Source organism: Nocardia sp. NPDC059195 (assembly GCF_042754695.1).
Lineage (GTDB): Bacteria > Actinomycetota > Actinomycetes > Mycobacteriales > Mycobacteriaceae > Nocardia.
The window spans coordinates 34757-54724 of record NZ_JBHZBG010000029.1; the positions used below are offsets into that span (position 1 = coordinate 34757).

A 19968-nucleotide genomic window follows, 5' to 3' on the forward strand; every position below is an offset into this window, starting at 1 on the left:
GTACCGGTCGCAAACATTTGCTTTCGACATGACAACATTGCAAGACGTGAGTGCACGTTCATTCGATCCGTCAGCCATGCCCACCGTCACGATGGTCGGTGGGGGCCAGCTCGCGCGCATGACGCACCAGGCAGCGGTGGCCCTGGGCCAGCGACTACGGGTGCTCGCCGAGCGGCCCGACGACCCGGCGGCCCAGGTCACCCCCGACGTCGTGTTCGGTAGTCACGCCGACCTGTCCGCGCTACGCAAAGCCGCCCACGGCTCGCACGCGCTGACCTTCGACCACGAGCACGTGCCGACCGAGCACCTCGAGGTGCTGGTCGCCGAGGGTGTGAATGTGGCGCCGCCGCCACAGGCGCTGATCTTCGCCCAGGACAAGCTGGCCATGCGGACGAAGCTGTCGGCGCTCGGGCTGCCGGTTCCCGCGTTCGTCGAGGTCGACGCGCCCGCGGACGCGGTGGCGTTCGGTGACGAGCACGGCTGGCCGTTCGTGCTCAAGGCCGTGCGCGGCGGTTACGACGGCCGTGGCGTCTGGATGCCCGCCGATGCCGCCGAGGCCACCGAGCTGGTCACCGACCAGCTCGCGCACGGTGTGCAACTGCTGGCCGAGTCGAAGGTCGACTTGAAGCGTGAGCTGTCGGCGATGGTCGCGCGATCGCCGTTCGGGCAGGCCGCGACCTGGCCGGTCGTGGAGACCGTGCAGCGCAACGGCCAATGCGCCGTGGTGATCGCCCCCGCCCAGGACCTGGACGAGGATCTCGCCGCGCGCGCCGAGACCATGGCACTGGAGCTGGCCGCGGGTCTCGGTGTGGTGGGTGTCATGGCCGTGGAGCTGTTCGAGACCCACGACGGCGAACTCCTGGTGAACGAGCTCGCGATGCGCCCGCACAACTCCGGTCATTGGGGCATGGACGGTGCCCGCACCGGCCAGTTCGAGCAGCACCTGCGCGCGGTCCTGGACTACCCGCTCGGCGACACCAGCCCCCTCGCGCCGGTGACCGTGATGGCGAACATCCTCGGTGCCGCGCAAGCGCCCGAGATGTCGATGGACGAGCGCCTGCACCACCTGTTCGCCCGCCTGCCCGAGGCGAAGGTTCACCTCTACGGCAAGGGCGAACGCCCCGACCGCAAGATCGGTCACATCAACATCCTCGGCGACGACGTCACCGAGGTGCGCGAAAAGGCGGAGCGGGCCGCGCACTGGATGTCGCACGCCGTCTGGACCGATGGTTGGGACCCGCACGGCGCGTGACCCCTTACAACGACAACGCTTTTCGACCGCATCAGCTCCGCGAGCCGACGGGCAGCGGCGCTCCTCGGACGCGAGGCCGAACCTGCGGCGTCAGCCGCCAACCCTAAGGAAACCCACGTGAGCACCAACGGACCCCAGGTCGGCCTGATCATGGGCAGCGACTCCGACTGGCCCACCATGGAAGCCGCCGCCGAAGCACTCGCCGAATTCGGCATCCGCTTCGAGGTCGGCGTCGTCTCCGCCCACCGCACCCCCCAGCGCATGCTCGACTACGCCCGTGACGCCGCAGGCCGCGGCCTGAAGGTGATCATCGCGGGCGCGGGCGGCGCCGCCCACCTGCCCGGCATGGTCGCCTCGGCCACCCCCCTCCCCGTCATCGGCGTCCCGGTCCCCCTCAAATACCTCGACGGCATGGACTCGCTGCTGTCGATCGTCCAAATGCCCGCAGGCGTCCCGGTCGCCACCGTCTCCATCGGCGGCGCCCGCAACGCGGGCCTACTCGCCGCCCGCATCCTCGGCACCTCCGACGAGTCCCTGCGCACCCGCATGGAACAGTTCCAGGCCAGCTTGGAACAGATGGTCCTCGCCAAAGACGAAGCCCTGCGCAACAAACTCCTCGGCTGAGCCGGCGCACGCCCGCCGGTAGCGAACCGGCGGGCCGTTCTCCGAATTGACTGTGGTAGAGCAGGTTTCGGTAGACCTCACGGAGAAGACTCCGGTCGAGCGGGCGCTGACACGATCTTGGATATCACGACTGGCGATGACAGATTTCTGATGGTGGTCCCATGCTGACGCAGCCGAGACCTGGAGGAAGCACATGGCTACCGATCTCTCGTTCTTCCGTTCCGAGTCCGCGTAGAAGCTCAGGGCGCAGGGGCGCGCGGAGGGCCGAGCCGAAGATGTGCTGATGGTCCTACGGCACAGGGGGGTCGTCGTCACTGAGGACGCGGCGGATCGGATCCGTGCGTGCCACGACGAAGTGCAGTTGGCCACGTGGCTTCGTCGATCTCTGGACGTGTCATCGATGGATGAACTGTTGGCGTAGCTCCGCGCCGGCGGCGACGTCGCGTGACGGCGCCCGTATCGCGGTGACTACGGTTGACCCCCGTGGCACACGATGATGCGGCGCAGTTTCGGCTCACGGTGGTTGATCAGGCGTTGCGGTTGTTCGCCGAACGGGGGTATGAGGCGACGACGGTGGATGAGATCGCGGTGGCGGCGGGGATTTCGCGGCGGACGTTCTTTCGGCAGTTCCGGTCCAAAGAGGATGTGATCTTCGCTGATCACGAGTTCCAGCTGGCCTCGGCGGAGGAATTTCTGGCGGGGATCGGCGAGGGGGATCCGTGGGATGCGGTGTGTGAGGCCGTGATCGGGGTGTTCGAGCGGTTCACGCAGTGGCGTGACATCGCGGCGCGGCGGTATCAGGTGGTGCGGCGGGTGCCCGCGTTGCGTGAGCGCGAGATCGTCACGGTGTTCCGGTACGAGCGGCTGTTCACCGAGTTCCTGCGCGGCCGGTTGCCCGAGGTGCCAGACCTTGTCCGGGTGCAGTACACGGCCGCTGTCACCGCCACACACAACTACTTGCTGCGCCGGATGGTGCGGGGCGAATCGGGGGCCGCGGTGGGGGATCTGCGCACCGAACTGGCCATGATCCCGCGCGGCAGACGCGCGCAGACCGAGCCCGACGAACTGGTGCTGGCCGTGTTTCCGCGCGACATGCCGCCACGCAAGGTGGCCGATCTACTCACTGCCCGCCTCGGTAATCTGTGAGCGCCGCTCGCGCCAGTGCACGAGTCGGTGACACTGAGTGCCACCCGTATATCCGCATGTAGCGGTAGAGTGCCGCGCGTATAATCCTCAGTAGATTGGCACTGCGTGCCGACGCACCACGCGCTGTAAGACCGCAGCGATCACGACCACGACCAGGAGTGTGCCCCCGATGGCTGGTAACCCCGATTTCGCACTGTTCAAGCTCGAGGACTTCCACGACGAGCTGCGCGGCGCCATCCGCGGCCTCGCGGAGAAGGAGATCGCTCCTTACGCGAAGGACGTCGACGGCAACGCCCGCTTCCCGGAGGAGGCGCTCACCGCGCTGAACGCCGCGGGCTTCAACGCCGTGCACGTGCCGGAGGCCTACGGCGGCCAGGGTGCCGACTCGGTCGCCACTTGTATCGTGATCGAGGAAGTCGCCCGCGTATGCGGCTCCTCCTCGCTGATCCCCGCCGTGAACAAGCTCGGCACCATGGGCCTGATCCTCAACGGCTCCGAAGAGCTCAAGACCAAGGTTCTCGCCGACATCGTCAACGGCGAGATGGCCTCCTACGCGCTGTCCGAGCGTGAGGCCGGTTCCGACGCCGCCGCGATGCGCACTCGCGCCAAGGCCGACGGTGACGACTGGATCCTCAACGGCTCCAAGTGCTGGATCACCAACGGCGGCAAGTCTTCCTGGTACACCGTGATGGCCGTGACCGACGCCGACAAGGGTGCCAACGGCATCTCCTCGTTCCTGGTACACAAGGACGACGAGGGCTTCGTGGTCGGCCCGCTCGAGCACAAGCTGGGCATCAAGGGTTCGCCCACCGCCGAGCTGTACTTCGAGAACTGCCGCATCCCCGGCGACCGCATCGTCGGCGAGCCCGGCACCGGTTTCAAGACCGCGCTGCAGACCCTCGACCACACCCGCCCGACCATCGGCGCGCAGGCCGTCGGCCTGGCCCAGGGCGCGCTCGACGCCGCGATCGCCTACACCAAGGATCGCAAGCAGTTCGGCAAGACCATCGCCAGCTTCCAGAACACCGAGTTCATGCTGGCCGATATGGCCATGAAGATCGAGGCCGCGCGCCTCATGGTCTACACCTCGGCCGCCCGCGCCGAGCGTGGCGAGAAGAACCTCGGCTTCATCTCGGCCGCCGCCAAGTGCTTCGCCTCGGACGTGGCCATGGAGGTCACCACCAATGCCGTCCAGCTCTTCGGCGGCGCCGGCTACACCACCGACTTCCCGGTCGAGCGCATGATGCGCGACGCCAAGATCACCCAGATCTACGAAGGCACCAACCAGATCCAGCGTCTGGTGATGGCCCGTAACCTGCTCAAGGGCTAATTCCTGCACCGACCGGGTGTTCCGGAGCGCCTATTCCACTTCGTCCAGGCCGTCCACAGGCCGTTCGCGGTGGGTAGGCCGGAACACCCGGTCGATTGCTTTGCGGGCTCGCGCGACACTGGTTTGAGGACCGAGCGCTCGCGGTGCTCCCGGATGCGAGCACATCCGGGAGCAGTGGCGATCAGGGAATCTCGACAGATGCGCCATCTTCGACCACGACATGATCGCCAGGTGCGATGATCCCGATCCATTCGCCGCGGCAATCGCTGGAGCCGTGGATTTCCACGTACTCATCGGTGTCGTTCTCGATCACCAGTTCTCCCCGTGGGACGTTTATGCACCCGCTCGGGTCCGAGTAGCGCTCGAGGTTGATTATCAAGACACCCTCTGCGGCGGAGGCGGCTCCGGCGCCCAATACGAGCGTTCCTGCGACAGCACATAGGGCAGTGATCAAGCGCATACGCTTTGTCCCTTCGGTGGGTATCGGGGTGAATCCACACAACGCGCAACCGATCTTCCCAGGCTGCGGCCCTGAACCTCGGTAGCGCCACGAATCCAGGACCTGCATCGCATGTCTGTCCCGTGGCCGCGATGAGGCTCCGACAACGACCCTGGCGCGAACCGCAGTCTCGGCTTTGTGAGCCTGCGCGCGTGAACGGCAGGCGGTGGGCCTGCCCCTGCAACCCAACCCGAAACAGGGCCGAACAGAGTCCGCCAGCCGATCGGGGGGCCGCGTCGTTTCCGATGCCGACGGCTGGCGGGCGCCGGATTTCGGCCGATTCCGGGGCGTTACCTCGATCGTGGCCGCTTACCGGGGTAATGGCGACCGAAACGTAGCCGCGATTTGAACGGACAATGTATCGGGAAATGCAACCGATATCGTAGGGTTATTTATTCGTAGCTCAGCGGCGATTCGTTTCGCACCTTCCGTGCCATATACCAGGACAGGTGGGATCAATCTGAGCCGGTTGGGGCGAATGTATGTGGCCGATGTCGATCCTCCTGACTAGATAGTGGCTGTGACCTGGCCATTAGTCCGTCTATAGCAGGAGTCGGCAACATGTTGTGCAGCGCTGGAATATTGAGTGTGACGGGCTCGAACACAATTCGAGTGGTCCACTACTCGCGTGCTGAGTCCCGCCCCCGCGGGATTCTAGACCTCGTGATGTAGCGAGGTGAATTATGACCGATGTTATTTCTGGAACACGTTCTGGAATGAGTTGGCTTCCGCTGTCCAGTTCGGGGGACGGCTCGCGGTTCATGCAGGAGCTGCTGGATCGGCTCCGTGGGTGGGCGCAGGATCATCTGACGCAGCCGCTGGACATGATCGGCCGGGAGGGTCCGGTCTGTCCGTATGTCGGCCCATCGTTGCGCCGCGACCTGACCTGGGTCGGCCGGGTCGCGGGCGCACAGCCATGGAGGCCCTATGTGCGATTGGTCCTCTCGGACGCGCTGGAGCTGTTCCCGACCCTGCCGCCGGACACCGGCGGCTCCACGGTGCTGCGCTGCCTGGTGACCGCCCTGCCCGATCTGCATGACTACTCGCTGATCGACGACCTGCACGACGAGCTCAAGTCGGAGTTCGTCGAACAGGGCCTGATGCTCGGGCAGTTCTATCCCGGGTGCACCCAGCCCGGACTGTGGAACAAGGACTACCACCCGCTCGACGCCCCGATTCCGATGCTGGTGGTGCGCACGATGATGGCCACCGACTTCCCGTTCCTGCTCTCGCGCCCGGAGTGGATGTCGGCCTACGTCAGGAAGTTCGCGCCCACCCTGCCCGCCCACGTCCGCAGCGTCGTGGTGGCCAGGCTCATCGCGAGCAACGGCGCCGAGGTGCCCGAGTATCACGTCGACGAGCCCCCGGTACCGCAAAAGGTCGGCGCCGGAAGACGACAGCGATGACCCGCGAACTGTCCACCGCGCCGGCGACCGAACCGGCAGCGGTCGAGGAGTTTCCGCTTTCGCCCGCCCAGCTCGGGATGTGGTACGCCCAGCAGCTCGATCCGACGGTGCCGCTGTATGAGGCGCAGTACATCGACATGCGCGGCCCGCTCGACATCGACACCCTCGTCACGGTGTCACAACAGGTGGGACGCGAGTTCGAGTCGGGCCTGCTGCGACTGATCGACACCGACGATGGGCCGCATCAGGTCGTGGACCGGCGGATCGATGTGACGATGTCCTACCTGGACTTCAGCGCTGCCGCCGACCCCGAGGCCGAGGCGATCCGGTGGATGCGCGCCGATGTCGTGGCGCCGATCGATCTGCTCGGCGACCGGTTGGGGGTGTCGGTGCTGATCCGGATCGGACCGCAGCGGGTGCTGTGGTACTCGCGTGCGCACCACATCGTGGTCGACGGCTTCGCCTCCGCGACAGCGCTGTACCGGGTGGCCGAGCTCTACAACGCCGCACTGGCCGGGCAGGATCCGCCGCCGTGCCGGGCCGGGAGCCTGCGCACGGTCCACGACGCGGAGCTGCGCTACCGCGACAGCACGCGCTTCGCCACCGACGCCGAATACTGGGCGCAGAAGATCGCGGACATGCCGCAGCGGTGCAGTCTGGTCGACGCCGCCGCACCCGCGCACGCGCTCGGCCGCCAGCACCGCGCGGAGCTGCCGGCGGCGACGAAGACACGCCTGGACGCGGCCGCCGCGCGCTTCGACGTCGGGACGCCGGGGCTGGCGATGGCCGCACTGGCGGTGTACTACGCGCAGGCGACCGGCAGCGAGGACATCGTGCTGAGCCTGCCGGTGTCGGGTCGCACCACCGCGGTGCTGCGCCGATCCGGCGGCATGCTGGCCAACGTGGTGCCCTTGCGACTGCCGGTCCGCGCCGACAGCACCGTCGCCGACCTGGTCGACGCGATCCGGGTGGAAGTCTCGGGTGCGCTGCGGCATCAGCAGTTCCGGCACGAGGAGATCCGCCATAGCGGGGCGGACGGTGATTCGGCAGGCGGGCGTGGCTTCGTCGGTCCGGTGGTCAACATCATGCTGTTCCCGACCGAGGTCGACTTCACCGGCGTCGAGACGAGCCTGCACGTGCTCACCTCGGGACCGATCGAGGACCTGTTCGTCAACTTCTATCAGCACGGCGCGAGCAGTCCCATCCACGTGGACTTCACCGCGAACCCCGACCTCTACGACTCGCAGACCCTGGCCCGGCATCACCGGCGGTTCCTCGCGCTGCTCGAGGCGATGATCGACGCCGACCCGGACACCGCGGTGCGTGCGCTCGAATACTTTCTTCCGGATGAACTGCCGCTGCGCGCGGGTTTGCGCGGTGCGTCTGCTCCCGCGCCGCGACTGCTCGCGGACGTGCTCGATGCGGGCATGCGGGCCGCGGGTCACGCGGCGACGGCGGTGGTGTCCGGTGAGCGCGAACTCACCTACGGTGCGCTGGAACAGGTTTCGGACCGGCTGGCACGTCGGCTGGTCGCGGCGGGCGCGGGTCCGGAGTCCGCGGTGCTCGTCGCGTTGCCGCGGTCGGTGGAGTCGGTGGTGGCGTTCTGGGGCGTCGTCCGAGCGGGTGCGGCGTACGTGCCCGTCGGTGTGTCGAACCCGGCCGAGCGACTGGCGGTGATGGCAGCGGAATGCGGTGCGCTGTTGGGTATCACGACGGCGAGCAGGCGAGATGAGCTGCCCGACTCGGTGTCCTGGATCGTGCTGGACGACCTCGGCGAAGACGACGTCGGGGTGCCGCTGCCGCGTCCACGGATCGACAATCCCGCCTACATCGTCTTCACCTCCGGCTCCACCGGCACTCCCAAGGGCGTCGTGGTGACACACGCGGGGATCGCCACGCTGGCCTCGGCGGTGCGCGACGCCTACGGCGCGGATCACCATTCGCGCGTATTGCACTGTCTCAACCCGAGTTTCGATGCTTCCCTGCTGGAGCTGCTGGTCGCCTTCACCGCGGGCGCGACGCTGGTGATCGCCGACGCCGACGCCGTGGCGGGCGCGGGCCTGGCCGCGGTGATCCGCGAGTCGTCGATCACCCACCTGTGTTCGACGCCCGCCGTGCTGACGACGCTGCCGCCCGGCGCTCTCGACGGCGTGCGCGCGGTGTCCACCGGTGGCGAGGCATGCCCGCCGGAGGTGGTGGCGCGCTTCGGTTCTGGTCGCGCCCTGGTGAATTCGTACGGTCCGTCGGAAACCACCGTGGCGGCCACGTTCACCGCACCGCTGGTGTCCGGTCGCTGTGCGGGCATCGGATCGCCCGTACCCGGCGTGACTCTGCATGTCCTCGACCACCGGATGCGGCCGGTGCCCGTCGGAACGCACGGGGAGCTGTACATCGCGGGCACCGGTCTCGCTCGCGGGTACGCGGGCCGACCCGGCGCCACCGCGCAGCGGTTGGTCGCCGATCCGTTCGGCGCTCCGGGAAGTCGCCTGTATCGCACGGGCGACCTGGTCCGCTGGCGTTCGGACGAGCAGAGCGGACCCGATGGCACCCCAGTTCCATTCGCCGAGACAGGGATTCGGCTCGGGGATCCAGATCGGCGGTATCAAGGCAATGGCGGCGAGGTGATAGACCGGGCCGTGTCCGCACCGGCAAGCGCCGATGACACCACGGTGCCGTTCGTCCTGGAGTACGTGGGCCGCAGCGACTTCCAGGTGAAGCTGCGTGGAATGCGGGTGGAGCCAGGCGAAGTCGATGCGGTGCTGGCCAGGTGTCCCGGTGTGGAATTCGCGGTGACGGTGGTGCGGACCGGACCATCGGGCCGTGCCATGCTCGCCTCGTATGTGGTGCCAACGCACGAGGCGGGCCGGCTCGACGGCACGGCGCTTCGGGAGTTCTGTCTGCACCGATTGCCCGCGCACCTGGTGCCCGGCGCCGTCACGGTGCTGGACGCGTTGCCCCTGACCGGTAACGGCAAGGTCGACCGGCAGGCATTGCCCGAGCCCGACACCACATCGACGACGACGCCGCGCGCGGGCGCGTCCGCGGTGGAGCAGGCCCTGTGCGCGCTGTTCGCCGAGGCGCTCGGCGTGCCGGAGGTAGGAGCCGACGCGTCGTTCTTCGCGCTCGGCGGCGACTCGATCCTGTCGATCCAGCTCGTGGCCAGAGGGCGGGACGCCGATCTGGTCTTCTCGGCGCGGGATGTGTTCGAGCATCCGACCCCGGCCGGGCTGGCCGGGGTCGTCGGGGCACCGGGCGAGCGGCCGGTCCTGCGTGAAATGCCGGGCGGCGGTGTGGGTCCGGTGCCACGGACACCGATCGTGGACTGGCTCCTGACCCAGCCCGGCTGGCAGCGGTTCGCCCAGACGATGGTGCTGGCGCTGCCGGACACCGTCGAGCGTGGGTGGCTGCTGCACACGCTGCAAGCGATCATCGATCACCACGACATGCTGCGCGTGCGGGTCGTCGACAGTGGGCGGCTCGAGGTCGCCTCGCCCGCGACGATCGACGCGGCCACGGTTGTCGACCATGTGCTGTGCGCGGAGTTCGATTCCGCCACAGCCGAGTCGCCGACGGTCAGCGACCATGCCTCGTGCGAGCGGATCGATTCCGCTTCGTCCGAGTCGTCGACGACGGTCGGTGACCATGCCTCGTGCGAGCGGATCGATTCCGCTTCGTCCGAGTCGTTGGCGACAGCCAGTGACCATGCCTCGTGTGCGTCAATCGATTCCGCAACAATCGAGCGGGCGACAGCGGCGGCGGTGGAGCGGCTCGACCCAGCAGCGGGAGTGGTACTCGCCGCAACCTGGCTCGACCCCGGCGGACCCGGCGGACGACTCGTGCTCGCCGTGCACCACCTCGCGATCGACGCGGTGTCCTGGCGCATCCTGGTCGCCGATCTGATGCTCGCCTGGGCCGCGGTGACCGAGAGCGCCGCCCCGCAGTTGCCACCGGTCGGCACCTCCATGCGTACCTGGGCGCACGCGCTCGACGCCGCCGCGAGCACCGCGGAATGGACCGAGGAACTGGACTACTGGCACCGCGTGCTCGACACCACGGAGCCGCGGCTCGGCGATCGCCCACTCGACCCGGCCCGCGATATCGGCGCGGCAGTCGACCGCATCGAGATCCGGATTCCGGCCGAGACCAGCGCCCAGCTGGTCGGATTCCTGCCGACCGCGCTGCGCTGCGGCGTCGAGGAGGCGCTGCTCGCCGCCCTGGTATCGGCACTGACCGAGCACCGCGATGCGCCGGGACCCGCGCTGCTCATGCTGGAGCGGCACGGCCGCGACGAGACGGCCGTCCCTGGCGCCGACCTCTCGCGCACCGTCGGCTGGTTCACCAGTCAGTTCCCGATCGCGCTCGGCCTCGGCACCGACCCCGATCCGGTGAATATGGTCGCCGCGGTGAAGGAGCAGCTGCGCGCGGTGCCGCACGGTGGGTTCGGCTTCGGCCTGTTGCGTCACCTGAGCACCGACTCGGCTTCGGTGCGGGAACAGTTGGACCGCCTGCGGTCCGCGGGCACGCCACAGGTCGGATTCAACTATCTGGGCCAGATCTCGGGCACCGACGCAGGCATTCCGTGGCTGCCGGTCGGCGTGGCGGACCGGCTCGGCGGGGCGGGCGATTCCGAGCTGCCCGCGTCGGCGGTGATCGCCATCGACGCGGTGACCATGGACGAGCCCGACGGACCCGTGGTGCACGCCGTCTGGCGGTTCCCGTCCGACGTGATCAGTAGGCCAGAAGTGGAACAGATTGTTCGGCACTGGGTTTCGATGGTGACCGCGATCGCGGATGCTGTCGCTGAGCCGGGTGCCGGTGGCCTGACGCCGTCGGATATCGCGCTGGTGCCGGTCACCGGTTCCCAACTGGCCGACTGGCAGCGCCGCTATCCCGGCATCGAGGACGTCTGGCCGTTGGCGCCGTTGCAGCAGGGTCTGCTCTTCCACACTCGGCTCACCGCAGGGCACACCGACAAGTACGCGGTGCAGGCCGTCTTCGAACTGGACGGCGAGGTGGATCTCGCTCGCCTCGAATCAGCCGCCACGGCACTCGTGCGCAGGCATCCCGCGCTGCGCACCGCCTTCGTGACCACCGCGGACACAGCGGCCCAGCTGGTACTCGCCGAGGTCGCCGTGCCGTGGCAGGTACTCGAGGCGAGCCCGGCCGACTGTGCCGAGATCGCCGCGCGCGAGCTCGCCCGCCCGTTCGACCCGGAAACCCCGCCGCTGCTGCGCTTGCTGTGCGTGCGGTGCGGGCCGCGCGATGTCCGCCTGATCGTCACCAATCACCATCTGGTGCTCGACGGCTGGTCGATGCCGTTGCTGCTCGGCGAGCTGCTCGCACTGTACGAAACCGAGGACGGCGGGCTCGGCGAGCCGGTGTCCTATCTGCGGTACCTGGAATGGCTCGACCGTCAGGACGCGGCCGCCGCGCGCGTGGCCTGGTCCGAAGCGCTGGCCGGGCTGGCCGGTCCTACCCTGATCACGGCGGTCCGCCCCCCGCTCGGCCACGACGGTGAACCCGGCGAGCTCCGTCGAGAGGTGCCGCTGACACCGGGCACCGTCGCCGCGCTCACCCGCCATCGCACCGAACGCGGCGTCACCATGAACACGGTCGTGCAGACCGCGTGGGCGCTGCTGCTGGCCGAGCTGACCGGGCACACCGACGTCGTCTTCGGCACCACCGTGTCCGGTCGCCCGCCGGATCTTCCCGGGGCCGAGCGGATCGTCGGCATGCTGGTCAATACGGTCCCGGTGCGGATCGGGCTGGTCCCGGACGAGCCGGTGGGTGAGCTGCTGGCCCGGGTGCAGCGGGAACAGGGTGTCCTCGTCGACCGGAATATCTTGGGGCTCAACGAGATACAGGCGCTCGCCGGGCTCGGCCCGTTGTTCGACACCAGTATGGTCTTCGAGTCGTATCCGATGGACGTCGAGGCGTTGCGGGCGGCCTCCGAGCAGGCGAGTCTGCGGATCCGCGACTTCCGCGGCCGCGACGGCACCCACTATCCGCTGTGCCTGGCCGCGGAGGCGCGCGACGGACTTCGGCTCCACCTCACCTGCTCGGACCGGTTCTTCGATGCGGCCGAGGCGACCGCGCTGGCGAATCGGCTGGCCCGGATCGTCGCCCGGCTCGCGGATCCGGCGCTGCCCGCGGCGGCGGTGCGTGGGGTCGACGGCGCCGAGATCGTCCGGACCGGGCCGGTGCCGATGCGTCTGCTGCCCGAGCTGCTGACCGTCGGAATACAGCCTGGCGGGACCGCCGTCGTCGGGGAGAATGCGGAGCTCGGGTACACCGAGCTCGACGAGCAGTCGAATCGGTTGGCGCGCACGCTGATCGCCGCGGGCGGTGGACCGGAGGGCGCCGTGCTGATCGCGGTGCCGCGCTCGCCGGAATGGCTGCTCGCCACGTGGGCGATCGCCAAGTCCGGTGCGGCGTTCGTCCCCGTGGATATCGACCACCCGGCCGAGCGGATCGCCACCGTCGCCCACGATTGCGGTGCCCGCCTCGGTATTACGCTCGCCACTTACCGGAAGGCATTGCCCGACACGGTGTCCTGGGTCGTCATCGACGACGAGTCGACGGCCACCCGTATCGCGGCCCGCCACGCAGGGCCGGTGATCGATGCCGAACGAGTTCGTTCGCTACATGCGGCACATCCCGCCTACCTGATCTACACCTCCGGATCGACCGGCGTCCCCAAGGGGGTGATGGTGACCCATGCCGGGCTCAGCGGACTGGTCGACGGCGTCTCCGCGCGCCTGCGCCCCGGCCCCGGCGATCGCCTCCTGCTGTGCATGAATCCCGCCTTCGACGCCTCGATTCTGGTGTGGCTGACCGGCTGCCACACCGGAGCCACGCTCGTGGTCGCGCCGCCACCGGCCGTCGCGGGCGAACCACTCGCCGAGGTCATCGCCACCCACGCGGTGACCCACCTCATCGCACCGCCTGCGGTCCTCACCACACTGCCCACCGCCGCCGTCGCCCGAGTGCGCACGATCATCACCGGTGGCGAACCCTGCCCGCCCGAGCTGGTCGCGCGGCTCGGTCAGGGGCGGACGATCCTCAATTCCTACGGTCCCGCCGAGTCGACCGTCGCGGTGACGGTGAGTGCTCCGCTGACCACGGACGACGCGTCCGATCTCGGTGCGCCACTGCCCGGTTGCGGCCTCGCGGTCTTGGATCGGTGGCTGCGGCCCGTACCGCCCGGCGCGGTGGGCGAGCTGTATCTGATGGGCCCCGGCCTGGCCCGGGGGTACGTGGGTGCGGTCGCGCGCACCGCGGAACGCTTCGTGGCCGACCCGTTCGGCGCGCCCGGCGACCGGATGTACCGCACCGGCGACCTGGTGCGCCTGGCATCGGTGAACCGGCTGAGTTACCTGGGGCGCAACGACTCCCAGGTCAAGCTGCACGGAATCCGGGTGGAGCCGGGCGAAGTGGACGCGGCGATGCTCGCGGCTCCCGGTGTCGCACTCGCCGTCACCGTGCCGCGGCGGGGACCGAAGGGGGAGCAGACACTGGCGTCGTATGTCGCCCCGGTCGCCGGCGTGGAGCTGACCCCGACCGCGCTGCGCGAGTTCCTGGTACGGCGCCTGCCCCGGCACCTGGTGCCCGCCACGGTCACGGTGCTGGACGCGCTGCCGGTTACCGCCAGCGGCAAGGTCGACGTGCGCGCGCTACCCGAACCTCGGTACACGTCCGCGCCCTACGTCGCGCCGGTCGGCACCGAACGACTGGTGGCGCAGGCATACACGGCGGTGCTCGAACATCCCGAGGTCGGCGCCGACGACGACTTCTTCGCCCTCGGCGGCGACTCGCTGTCGGCGACGCGGGTGGCTGCCCGGCTCGGCGCCGAACTAGGCGTCGAGGTGCCCGTGCGGCTGCTGTTCGAGGCCCCGACCGTGCGTGGCCTCGCTGCCCGGCTCAGCAGCGACACCGTGCGCCGCGCCGGTGCGCTCGGCGGTCCGCGTGCGGGGGCGCGTCCTGAACGGATTCCACTCGCGCCCGCCCAGCGGCGCATGTGGTTCGTCAACCAGTACGACCCGTCCTCCGGTGCCTACAACATTCCGGTCGTCCTGCGACTGACGGGACAGCTCGACATCGCCGCGTTGGGGGCGGCGCTGATCGATGTGGTCGGTCGCCACGAGGCATTGCGCACGATGTACCCCGATCACGACGGAATCGGCTATCAGGTCGTCGTCGAGCCCACCGAACTCGACGGTCACGTCGAAGCGGTCGATATCACCACCGACGACCTGAGCACTGCTGTACTCGCTTGCGTCACAGAGGGGTTCGATGTCGCCGCCGCGGTCCCGATGCGGGTGCGACTGTTCCGGCTCGGCCCCCAGGAGCACGTGCTCGCCATGGTGGTGCACCACATCAGCGCGGACGGCTTCTCGATGGGAACGCTGGCGCGTGACGTGATGGTCGCCTACACCGCCCGCACCACCGGCGCCGCACCCCAGTGGCCCGCACCCGCCGTGCAGTTCGCGGATTACACACTCTGGCAACGGGATCGGCTCGGCCGTGCCGACGACCCCGATTCGCTGACGGCCCGGCAGCTGGCCTACTGGACCGAAACCCTTGCCGGACTGCCGGATCGGCTCGAACTACCCGCTGACCGCCCCAGGCCAGCCGTCGCGTCACTGCGTGCGGGCACTGTCTTACGCACGGTGGAGCCCGACCTGCGGACCGGTCTGGAACACCTTGCCGCGCAGCGTCAGTGCACGTTGTTCATGGTGCTGCACAGCGCGCTCGCCGTGCTGTTCGCCCGGCTCGGCGACACCGCCGACGTCGCCGTTGGCACTCCGGTGGCCGGGCGCGGTGTCGCCGAACTCGACGACGTCGTCGGCATGTTCGTCAACACCGCGGTGCTGCGTACCGAAGTGCCTGCCGCGCTGCCATTCACCGACCTGCTCGACCGTGTGCGCAGCACCGACCTGGATGCCTTCGCGCACGCCGAGGTCCCTTTCGAACAACTCGTCGACCTGCTCGAACCCGCTCGTTCGGCGGCGCGACACCCGCTGATCCAGGCCATGCTGGTGTTCGGGAACCTCGGACACACCGAGATCTCGCTGCCCGGACTCCGCGTCGAAGCGGTGGACCTGGACCAGCAGAGCCTGCGATTCGACCTGAGCGTCACGGTCGGCGATGACGCCGCGGACGGTCTGTCGGTCCGGTTCGGTTACGCCACCGACCTTTTCGACGCGAGCACCGCGGCGAGCTTCGCCGATCGCTGGCTCGGCCTCCTGCGCGCCGTAGTGGCCGATCCCGATGTGCCGGTGGGCGATATCGATCTGCTCGACCCGCGCGAGCGCGCGGAGCTGCCCGGCAAGGCATTACCCGCCGTGGCCGCACCCGCCGTCCTACCCGACCTGCTCGCCACTGCGGTGAGAGAGAACCCGGACGGCGTCGCCATCATCGACGGCCCGACCGGGCTCACCTACCGAGAGCTCGACGAACGCTCGAACCGCTTGGCCCGGACCCTGATCCAGGCCGGAGCAGGCCCGGAGAAGCTCGTCGTCATCGCAGTACGCCGCAGTGCGGAGTCCGTCCTCGCGGTCTGGGCGGTAGCCAAGACCGGCGCCGCCTTCGTCCCCGTCGACCCCGCCTATCCCGCCGAACGCATCGCCCAGATCATCGCCGACTCCGGCGCGTCCCTCGGCATCACCACGACAAACACCGAATCGATCCGCCCCTGGACCGATGCTCCGCGCCTGGCCGATGCTTCGCACAGCGATGGCGCGCACGCGGTGCGCTGGTTGCTACTTGACGATCCGGCCTCCGCCACTTCGGACGCGCCCATCGACCCCGGCGAACGCCACGCGACACCGCTTTTCGCGCACCCCGCGTATGTCATCTTCACGTCCGGATCAACCGGCCGTCCCAAGGGCGTGGTCGTCACGCATGCGGGACTGGCGAACCTCATTGCCGCACAACGGGAACGGCTTGGCACCACGAGCGGGTCGCGGGTGTTGCACGTCGCCTCACCCAGCTTCGATGCCGCGGTGCTGGAACTGTTGCTGGCCGCGGGCGCCGCCGCCACGCTGGTGGTCGCGGGGCCGACCGCGTACGGCGGCCCGGAGCTGGGCGAGCTGCTGGCCCGCGAACGGGTCACCCACATCGCGCTCACCCCCTCGGCGCTGGCCTCGGTGGATATCGTGGCCCACGAGCACCTGCGTGCGATCATCACCGGCGGTGAGCCTTGCCCGCCGGAACTGGTGCAGCGGTGGGCGGCGCCGGATCGCGTGCACTACAACGACTATGGCCCGACCGAAGCCACCATCTGGGCCACCGGTGCGGGACCACTGGTTCCCGGCGACGAGATCACCATCGGTACAGCGGTTCCCGGCGTGGCCGCGCTGGTTCTCGACGAGCGCCTCCACCCGATTCCGGACGGCGTAGCGGGCGAGCTGTATCTGGCCGGACCGGCACTCGCCCGCGGCTACCACGGCCGCCCCGACCTCACCGTCGCGCGCTTCGTCGCCGACCCGTACGGCGCACGAGGCGAGCGGATGTATCGCACCGGCGATCTCGTGCGCAGGCGCGCTCATGGCCTCGAGTATCTCGGCCGCTCCGATCTGCAGGTGAAGCTGCGCGGACTGCGGATCGAACCGGGCGAGATCGAAGCGGCGCTCACCGCCGACCCGGCGGTGCACCAAGCCGTGGTCACCGTGCACACCGACGCCGCGCTCGGCGAACTGCTCGTCGCCTACCTGGTGCCGGAGCACTCGGCACAGTTCGACCTCGACGCGGTGAAAGACGCTCTGGCGCTGCGCCTTCCGTCCTACATGGTGCCATCGGCGATCGTCGTCCTCGACGCCTTGCCACGCACCGATAACGGCAAACTCGACCGCCGCGCGCTGCCGGCGCCCGACCTCAGGTCCGGTCGGTTCCGCGCACCCGTCACCGACACCGAGCGGGCAGTGGCCGACACTTTCGCCGACCTCCTCGGCGTCCCCCAGGTCGGGCTGGACGACAACTTCTTCGCACTGGGCGGCAACTCCCTGATCGCCACCCGGATCGCGGCGCGACTGGGCGCTGCCCTCGACGCCCGCATCCCGGTGCGCGTTGTCTTCGACTCCCCGACCGTGGCCGAACTCGCCGCCGCCGTGCGCACCGCGGCCACCGCACCCGGCCCGCGGCCCGGCCCCCGGCACCGCCCCGAACGGGTCCCGCTCTCGGCGGCGCAGCGGCGGATGTGGTTTCTCAACCGGTACGACCCCACCTCCCCAGCCCACAATGTGCCGATCGCGCTGGCGGTCGAGGGCGACCTCGACCTGGCGGCGCTCCAGGTCGCGCTGATGGATGTGGTGGCCCGCCACGAATCGCTGCGCACGGTCTACCCGATCGACGCCGAAGGCGAGCCGTATCAAGATGTGCGTGCCGTCGCCGCGGCGTATGTGCCGATTCGGGTCGCCACCATCGAGCCGGAACAGGTCAGGAACGAGGTCGCCGCCGAGATCACGCGGGGCTTCGACCTGACCACCGAACTTCCACTGCGCGTGCGGCTGTTCAGGATCGATGACGACCGGTCGGTGCTGGCAGTGACGCTGCACCACATCGCCTCCGACGGGTGGTCGCTGGCGCCACTGACCCGCGACATCCTGGTGGCGTACGTGGCCAGGCGGGCAGCCATCACGCCCACGTGGACGCCACTTCCGCTGCAATACCCCGATTACGCGCTGTGGCAGCACGAATTGCTCGGCGCCGAAGACGATCCCGGCAGTGTGTCGCACAAGCAGTTGGAGTACTGGCGCACCGCTCTCGACGGGCTGCCCGAGGACTCGGCACTGCCCAGCGACCATCCGCGGCCCCCGGTGCGCACCCATCGCGCGGGGCTGGTCGAATTCGACATCGACGCCGCGATCCAGCTGCGGCTGCGTGAGCTGGCCCGCTGGCACGGTGTCAGCGTGTTCATGGTTGCCCACGCGGCGCTGGCGGTACTGCTGGCCAGGCTGTCCGGCACCACCGACGTGGCGATCGGCTCGGTCATCGCGGGCCGCGGCGACGGCGAACTCGACGACCTCGTCGGCATGTTCGTCAACACGCTGGTGCTGCGCAGCCACGTCACCCCCGAGGCCACTTTCGACACGCTGCTCGCCGCGACGAAGGACGGCGATCTCGACGCGTTCGGCAACGCCGACGTGCCCTTCGAACGGCTCGTCGAGGTGCTGGCGCCGACTCGGTCTGCTTCGCGCCACCCGCTGTTCCAGGTGCTGCTCGTCTTCCAGAACTTCGAGCGGGAGCAGTTGGAGCTGCCCGGCTTGCGGGTCAGCCCGCTCGAGATGCCGCCCGTGGGCGCGAAATTCGATCTCGAATGGCTGCTGGCCGAGAAGTTCGGCCCCGATGGCGCGCCCGCGGGCATGTCAGGGATGCTCACCTTCGCCCTCGATCTGTTCGAGGCGCCCACCGCGCGGACGCTGGCGCACCGCTTCGTCGACGTGCTCGACGCGCTCACCGCCGACCCGACCCGTGTGCTCGGCGAGGTCGATGTCACCGCGCCGCCGGGAACCGTCCTACATCCGGTCGTGCGCGCACGCGCACACCGCGTCGACCTGCCCTATCGGCCGCCGGTGACGCCCGTCGAGGAGGCCGTCGTCGCCGCGTTCGAGTCCGTTCTCGACGTCGAGCGAGTCGGCCTGGACGACAACTTCTTCGAACTCGGCGGCACCTCCATGATCGCCATCCGGCTGGTCTCCCAGCTCCGTGACCGGCTCGATGTCGCGATGCCGGTGCAGTGGATGTTCGGCGACCCGACGCCCGGCGCGCTCGCCGCGCACATCGCCGGGACCGGCGACACGGTCGACCCGGCCCTGCGGACCCTGTTGCCGTTGCGCGCGGGCGGCAGCGGTCCCGCGTTGTTCTGCGTGCACCCGGCGATCGGGGTGGCCTGGTGCTACACGGGTCTGGTCGCCCACCTCGACCCCGACCTCCCGGTTTACGGTCTCCAGTCACCCGGAATCGCGGCCGACCGACCCGACCGGCCGCTGCGGGAACGGGTCGCCCAGTACGCCGACGAGATCCAGACGACCCAGCCCGACGGACCGTATCGGCTGCTCGGCTACTCCGCGGGCGGGCCGATCGCACACGCCGTCGCTGTCGAACTCCAGCGCCGCGGCGCCCGAGTCGACGCGCTGACCATCCTCGACGGCCGCGCCGACGTCGACCCAGCCGGTGCCGCCGAGTTGCCGCCGCCGGAGGTGCTGCTCGCCGAGTTCGGCGGCCTCGACCCGGCGATGCTCGACGGCGACCGACCGCAGGCCGAACAGGCCGCTGAACTTCTGCGCGCCGGTGCCTTCGCCGACGCTCCCGATCGAATCGTGCCGCCAGCGTCGTCGGCCGATTCCGCGGCGGTTCGGGATACCGCCGCACCGCTGCCTGGCGCCGACAACGACGTCGGCGCCGGTAGCCGAGCCAGCGGGCTCCTCGGCGCGATCACCGCGACCGATCTGCGACGGCTCTACGCCGACTACCAGCAGATAGTGCGCGAGGCCGCCGAGTACGAACCCGGGATGTTCGACGGTGATCTGCTGTTCTTCAGCAGCACCAGCGCCCGTCCCGGCTACGAGCCCAACGCCGATACCTGGCGCCCCTACGTCAGCGGCGAGATCATCGACAACCAGACCGGCCACGAGCACAACCGGCTCACCGGCCCCGACGCCCTCGCCGTGATCGGCCCGATTCTGGCCGGATACCTACGCGACTAGGCGGA

At 69.3% G+C, this 19968-nt stretch carries 7 protein-coding genes; 6 read left to right on the top strand and 1 reads right to left on the bottom strand.

The features are described from left to right. Positions 1–28: 28 nt before the first annotated feature. From ACFXKN_RS27570 to ACFXKN_RS27585, 4 genes are all read left to right on the top strand, one after another. Positions 29–1252 carry a 5-(carboxyamino)imidazole ribonucleotide synthase gene (locus tag ACFXKN_RS27570; protein WP_378963704.1) on the top strand — a complete coding sequence of 408 codons (1224 nt, stop codon included), beginning with the start codon at positions 29–31 and terminating at the stop codon, positions 1250–1252. 117 nt (positions 1253–1369) lie between these two features. Beyond that, positions 1370–1876, top strand: a complete 507-nt coding sequence (gene purE / locus ACFXKN_RS27575) for a 5-(carboxyamino)imidazole ribonucleotide mutase (protein ID WP_379434115.1) — start codon at positions 1370–1372, stop codon at positions 1874–1876. A gap of 483 nt (positions 1877–2359) precedes the next feature. Continuing rightward, entirely contained in the window at positions 2360–3022 is a 663-nt protein-coding gene (locus ACFXKN_RS27580; protein WP_378963702.1) for a TetR family transcriptional regulator, read from the top strand. A 169-nt stretch (positions 3023–3191) separates the two neighbouring features. Then, on the top strand, positions 3192–4352 hold the full coding sequence (locus ACFXKN_RS27585) for an acyl-CoA dehydrogenase (protein WP_379434116.1): 1161 nt from the start codon (positions 3192–3194) through the stop codon (positions 4350–4352). 181 nt (positions 4353–4533) lie between these two features. On the opposite strand, the gene ACFXKN_RS27590 is transcribed toward ACFXKN_RS27585, so the two are convergent. Next, on the bottom strand, positions 4534–4665 hold the full coding sequence (locus ACFXKN_RS27590; protein ID WP_379434117.1) for a hypothetical protein: 132 nt from the start codon (positions 4663–4665) through the stop codon (positions 4534–4536). 902 nt (positions 4666–5567) lie between these two features. Between ACFXKN_RS27590 and ACFXKN_RS27595 the strand changes: the two genes are divergently transcribed. Together ACFXKN_RS27595 and ACFXKN_RS27600 are read left to right on the top strand one after the other, a co-directional pair. Next, positions 5568–6257 (top strand): DUF6875 domain-containing protein, encoded by a 690-nt coding sequence (locus tag ACFXKN_RS27595; RefSeq protein WP_378963700.1) that lies wholly within the window; start codon positions 5568–5570, stop codon positions 6255–6257. Next, the gene (locus ACFXKN_RS27600) at positions 6254–19963 is read left to right on the top strand and encodes an amino acid adenylation domain-containing protein (protein ID WP_379434118.1); all 13710 of its coding nucleotides are present in this window, start codon (positions 6254–6256) and stop codon (positions 19961–19963) included. Before ACFXKN_RS27595 ends, ACFXKN_RS27600 begins: the two co-directional genes overlap by 4 nt. Positions 19964–19968 lie beyond the last annotated feature (5 nt).

Bases quoted from the DNA above. Each gene is read 5' to 3' on its own strand.
- ACFXKN_RS27570 (WP_378963704.1), top strand. From the start codon at position 29: ATGACAACATTGCAAGACGTGAGTGCACGTTCATTCGATCCGTCAGCC.
- ACFXKN_RS27585 (WP_379434116.1), top strand. From the start codon at position 3,192: ATGGCTGGTAACCCCGATTTCGCACTGTTCAAGCTCGAGGACTTCCAC.
- ACFXKN_RS27595 (WP_378963700.1), top strand. From the start codon at position 5,568: ATGAGTTGGCTTCCGCTGTCCAGTTCGGGGGACGGCTCGCGGTTCATG.
- ACFXKN_RS27600 (WP_379434118.1), top strand. From the start codon at position 6,254: ATGACCCGCGAACTGTCCACCGCGCCGGCGACCGAACCGGCAGCGGTC.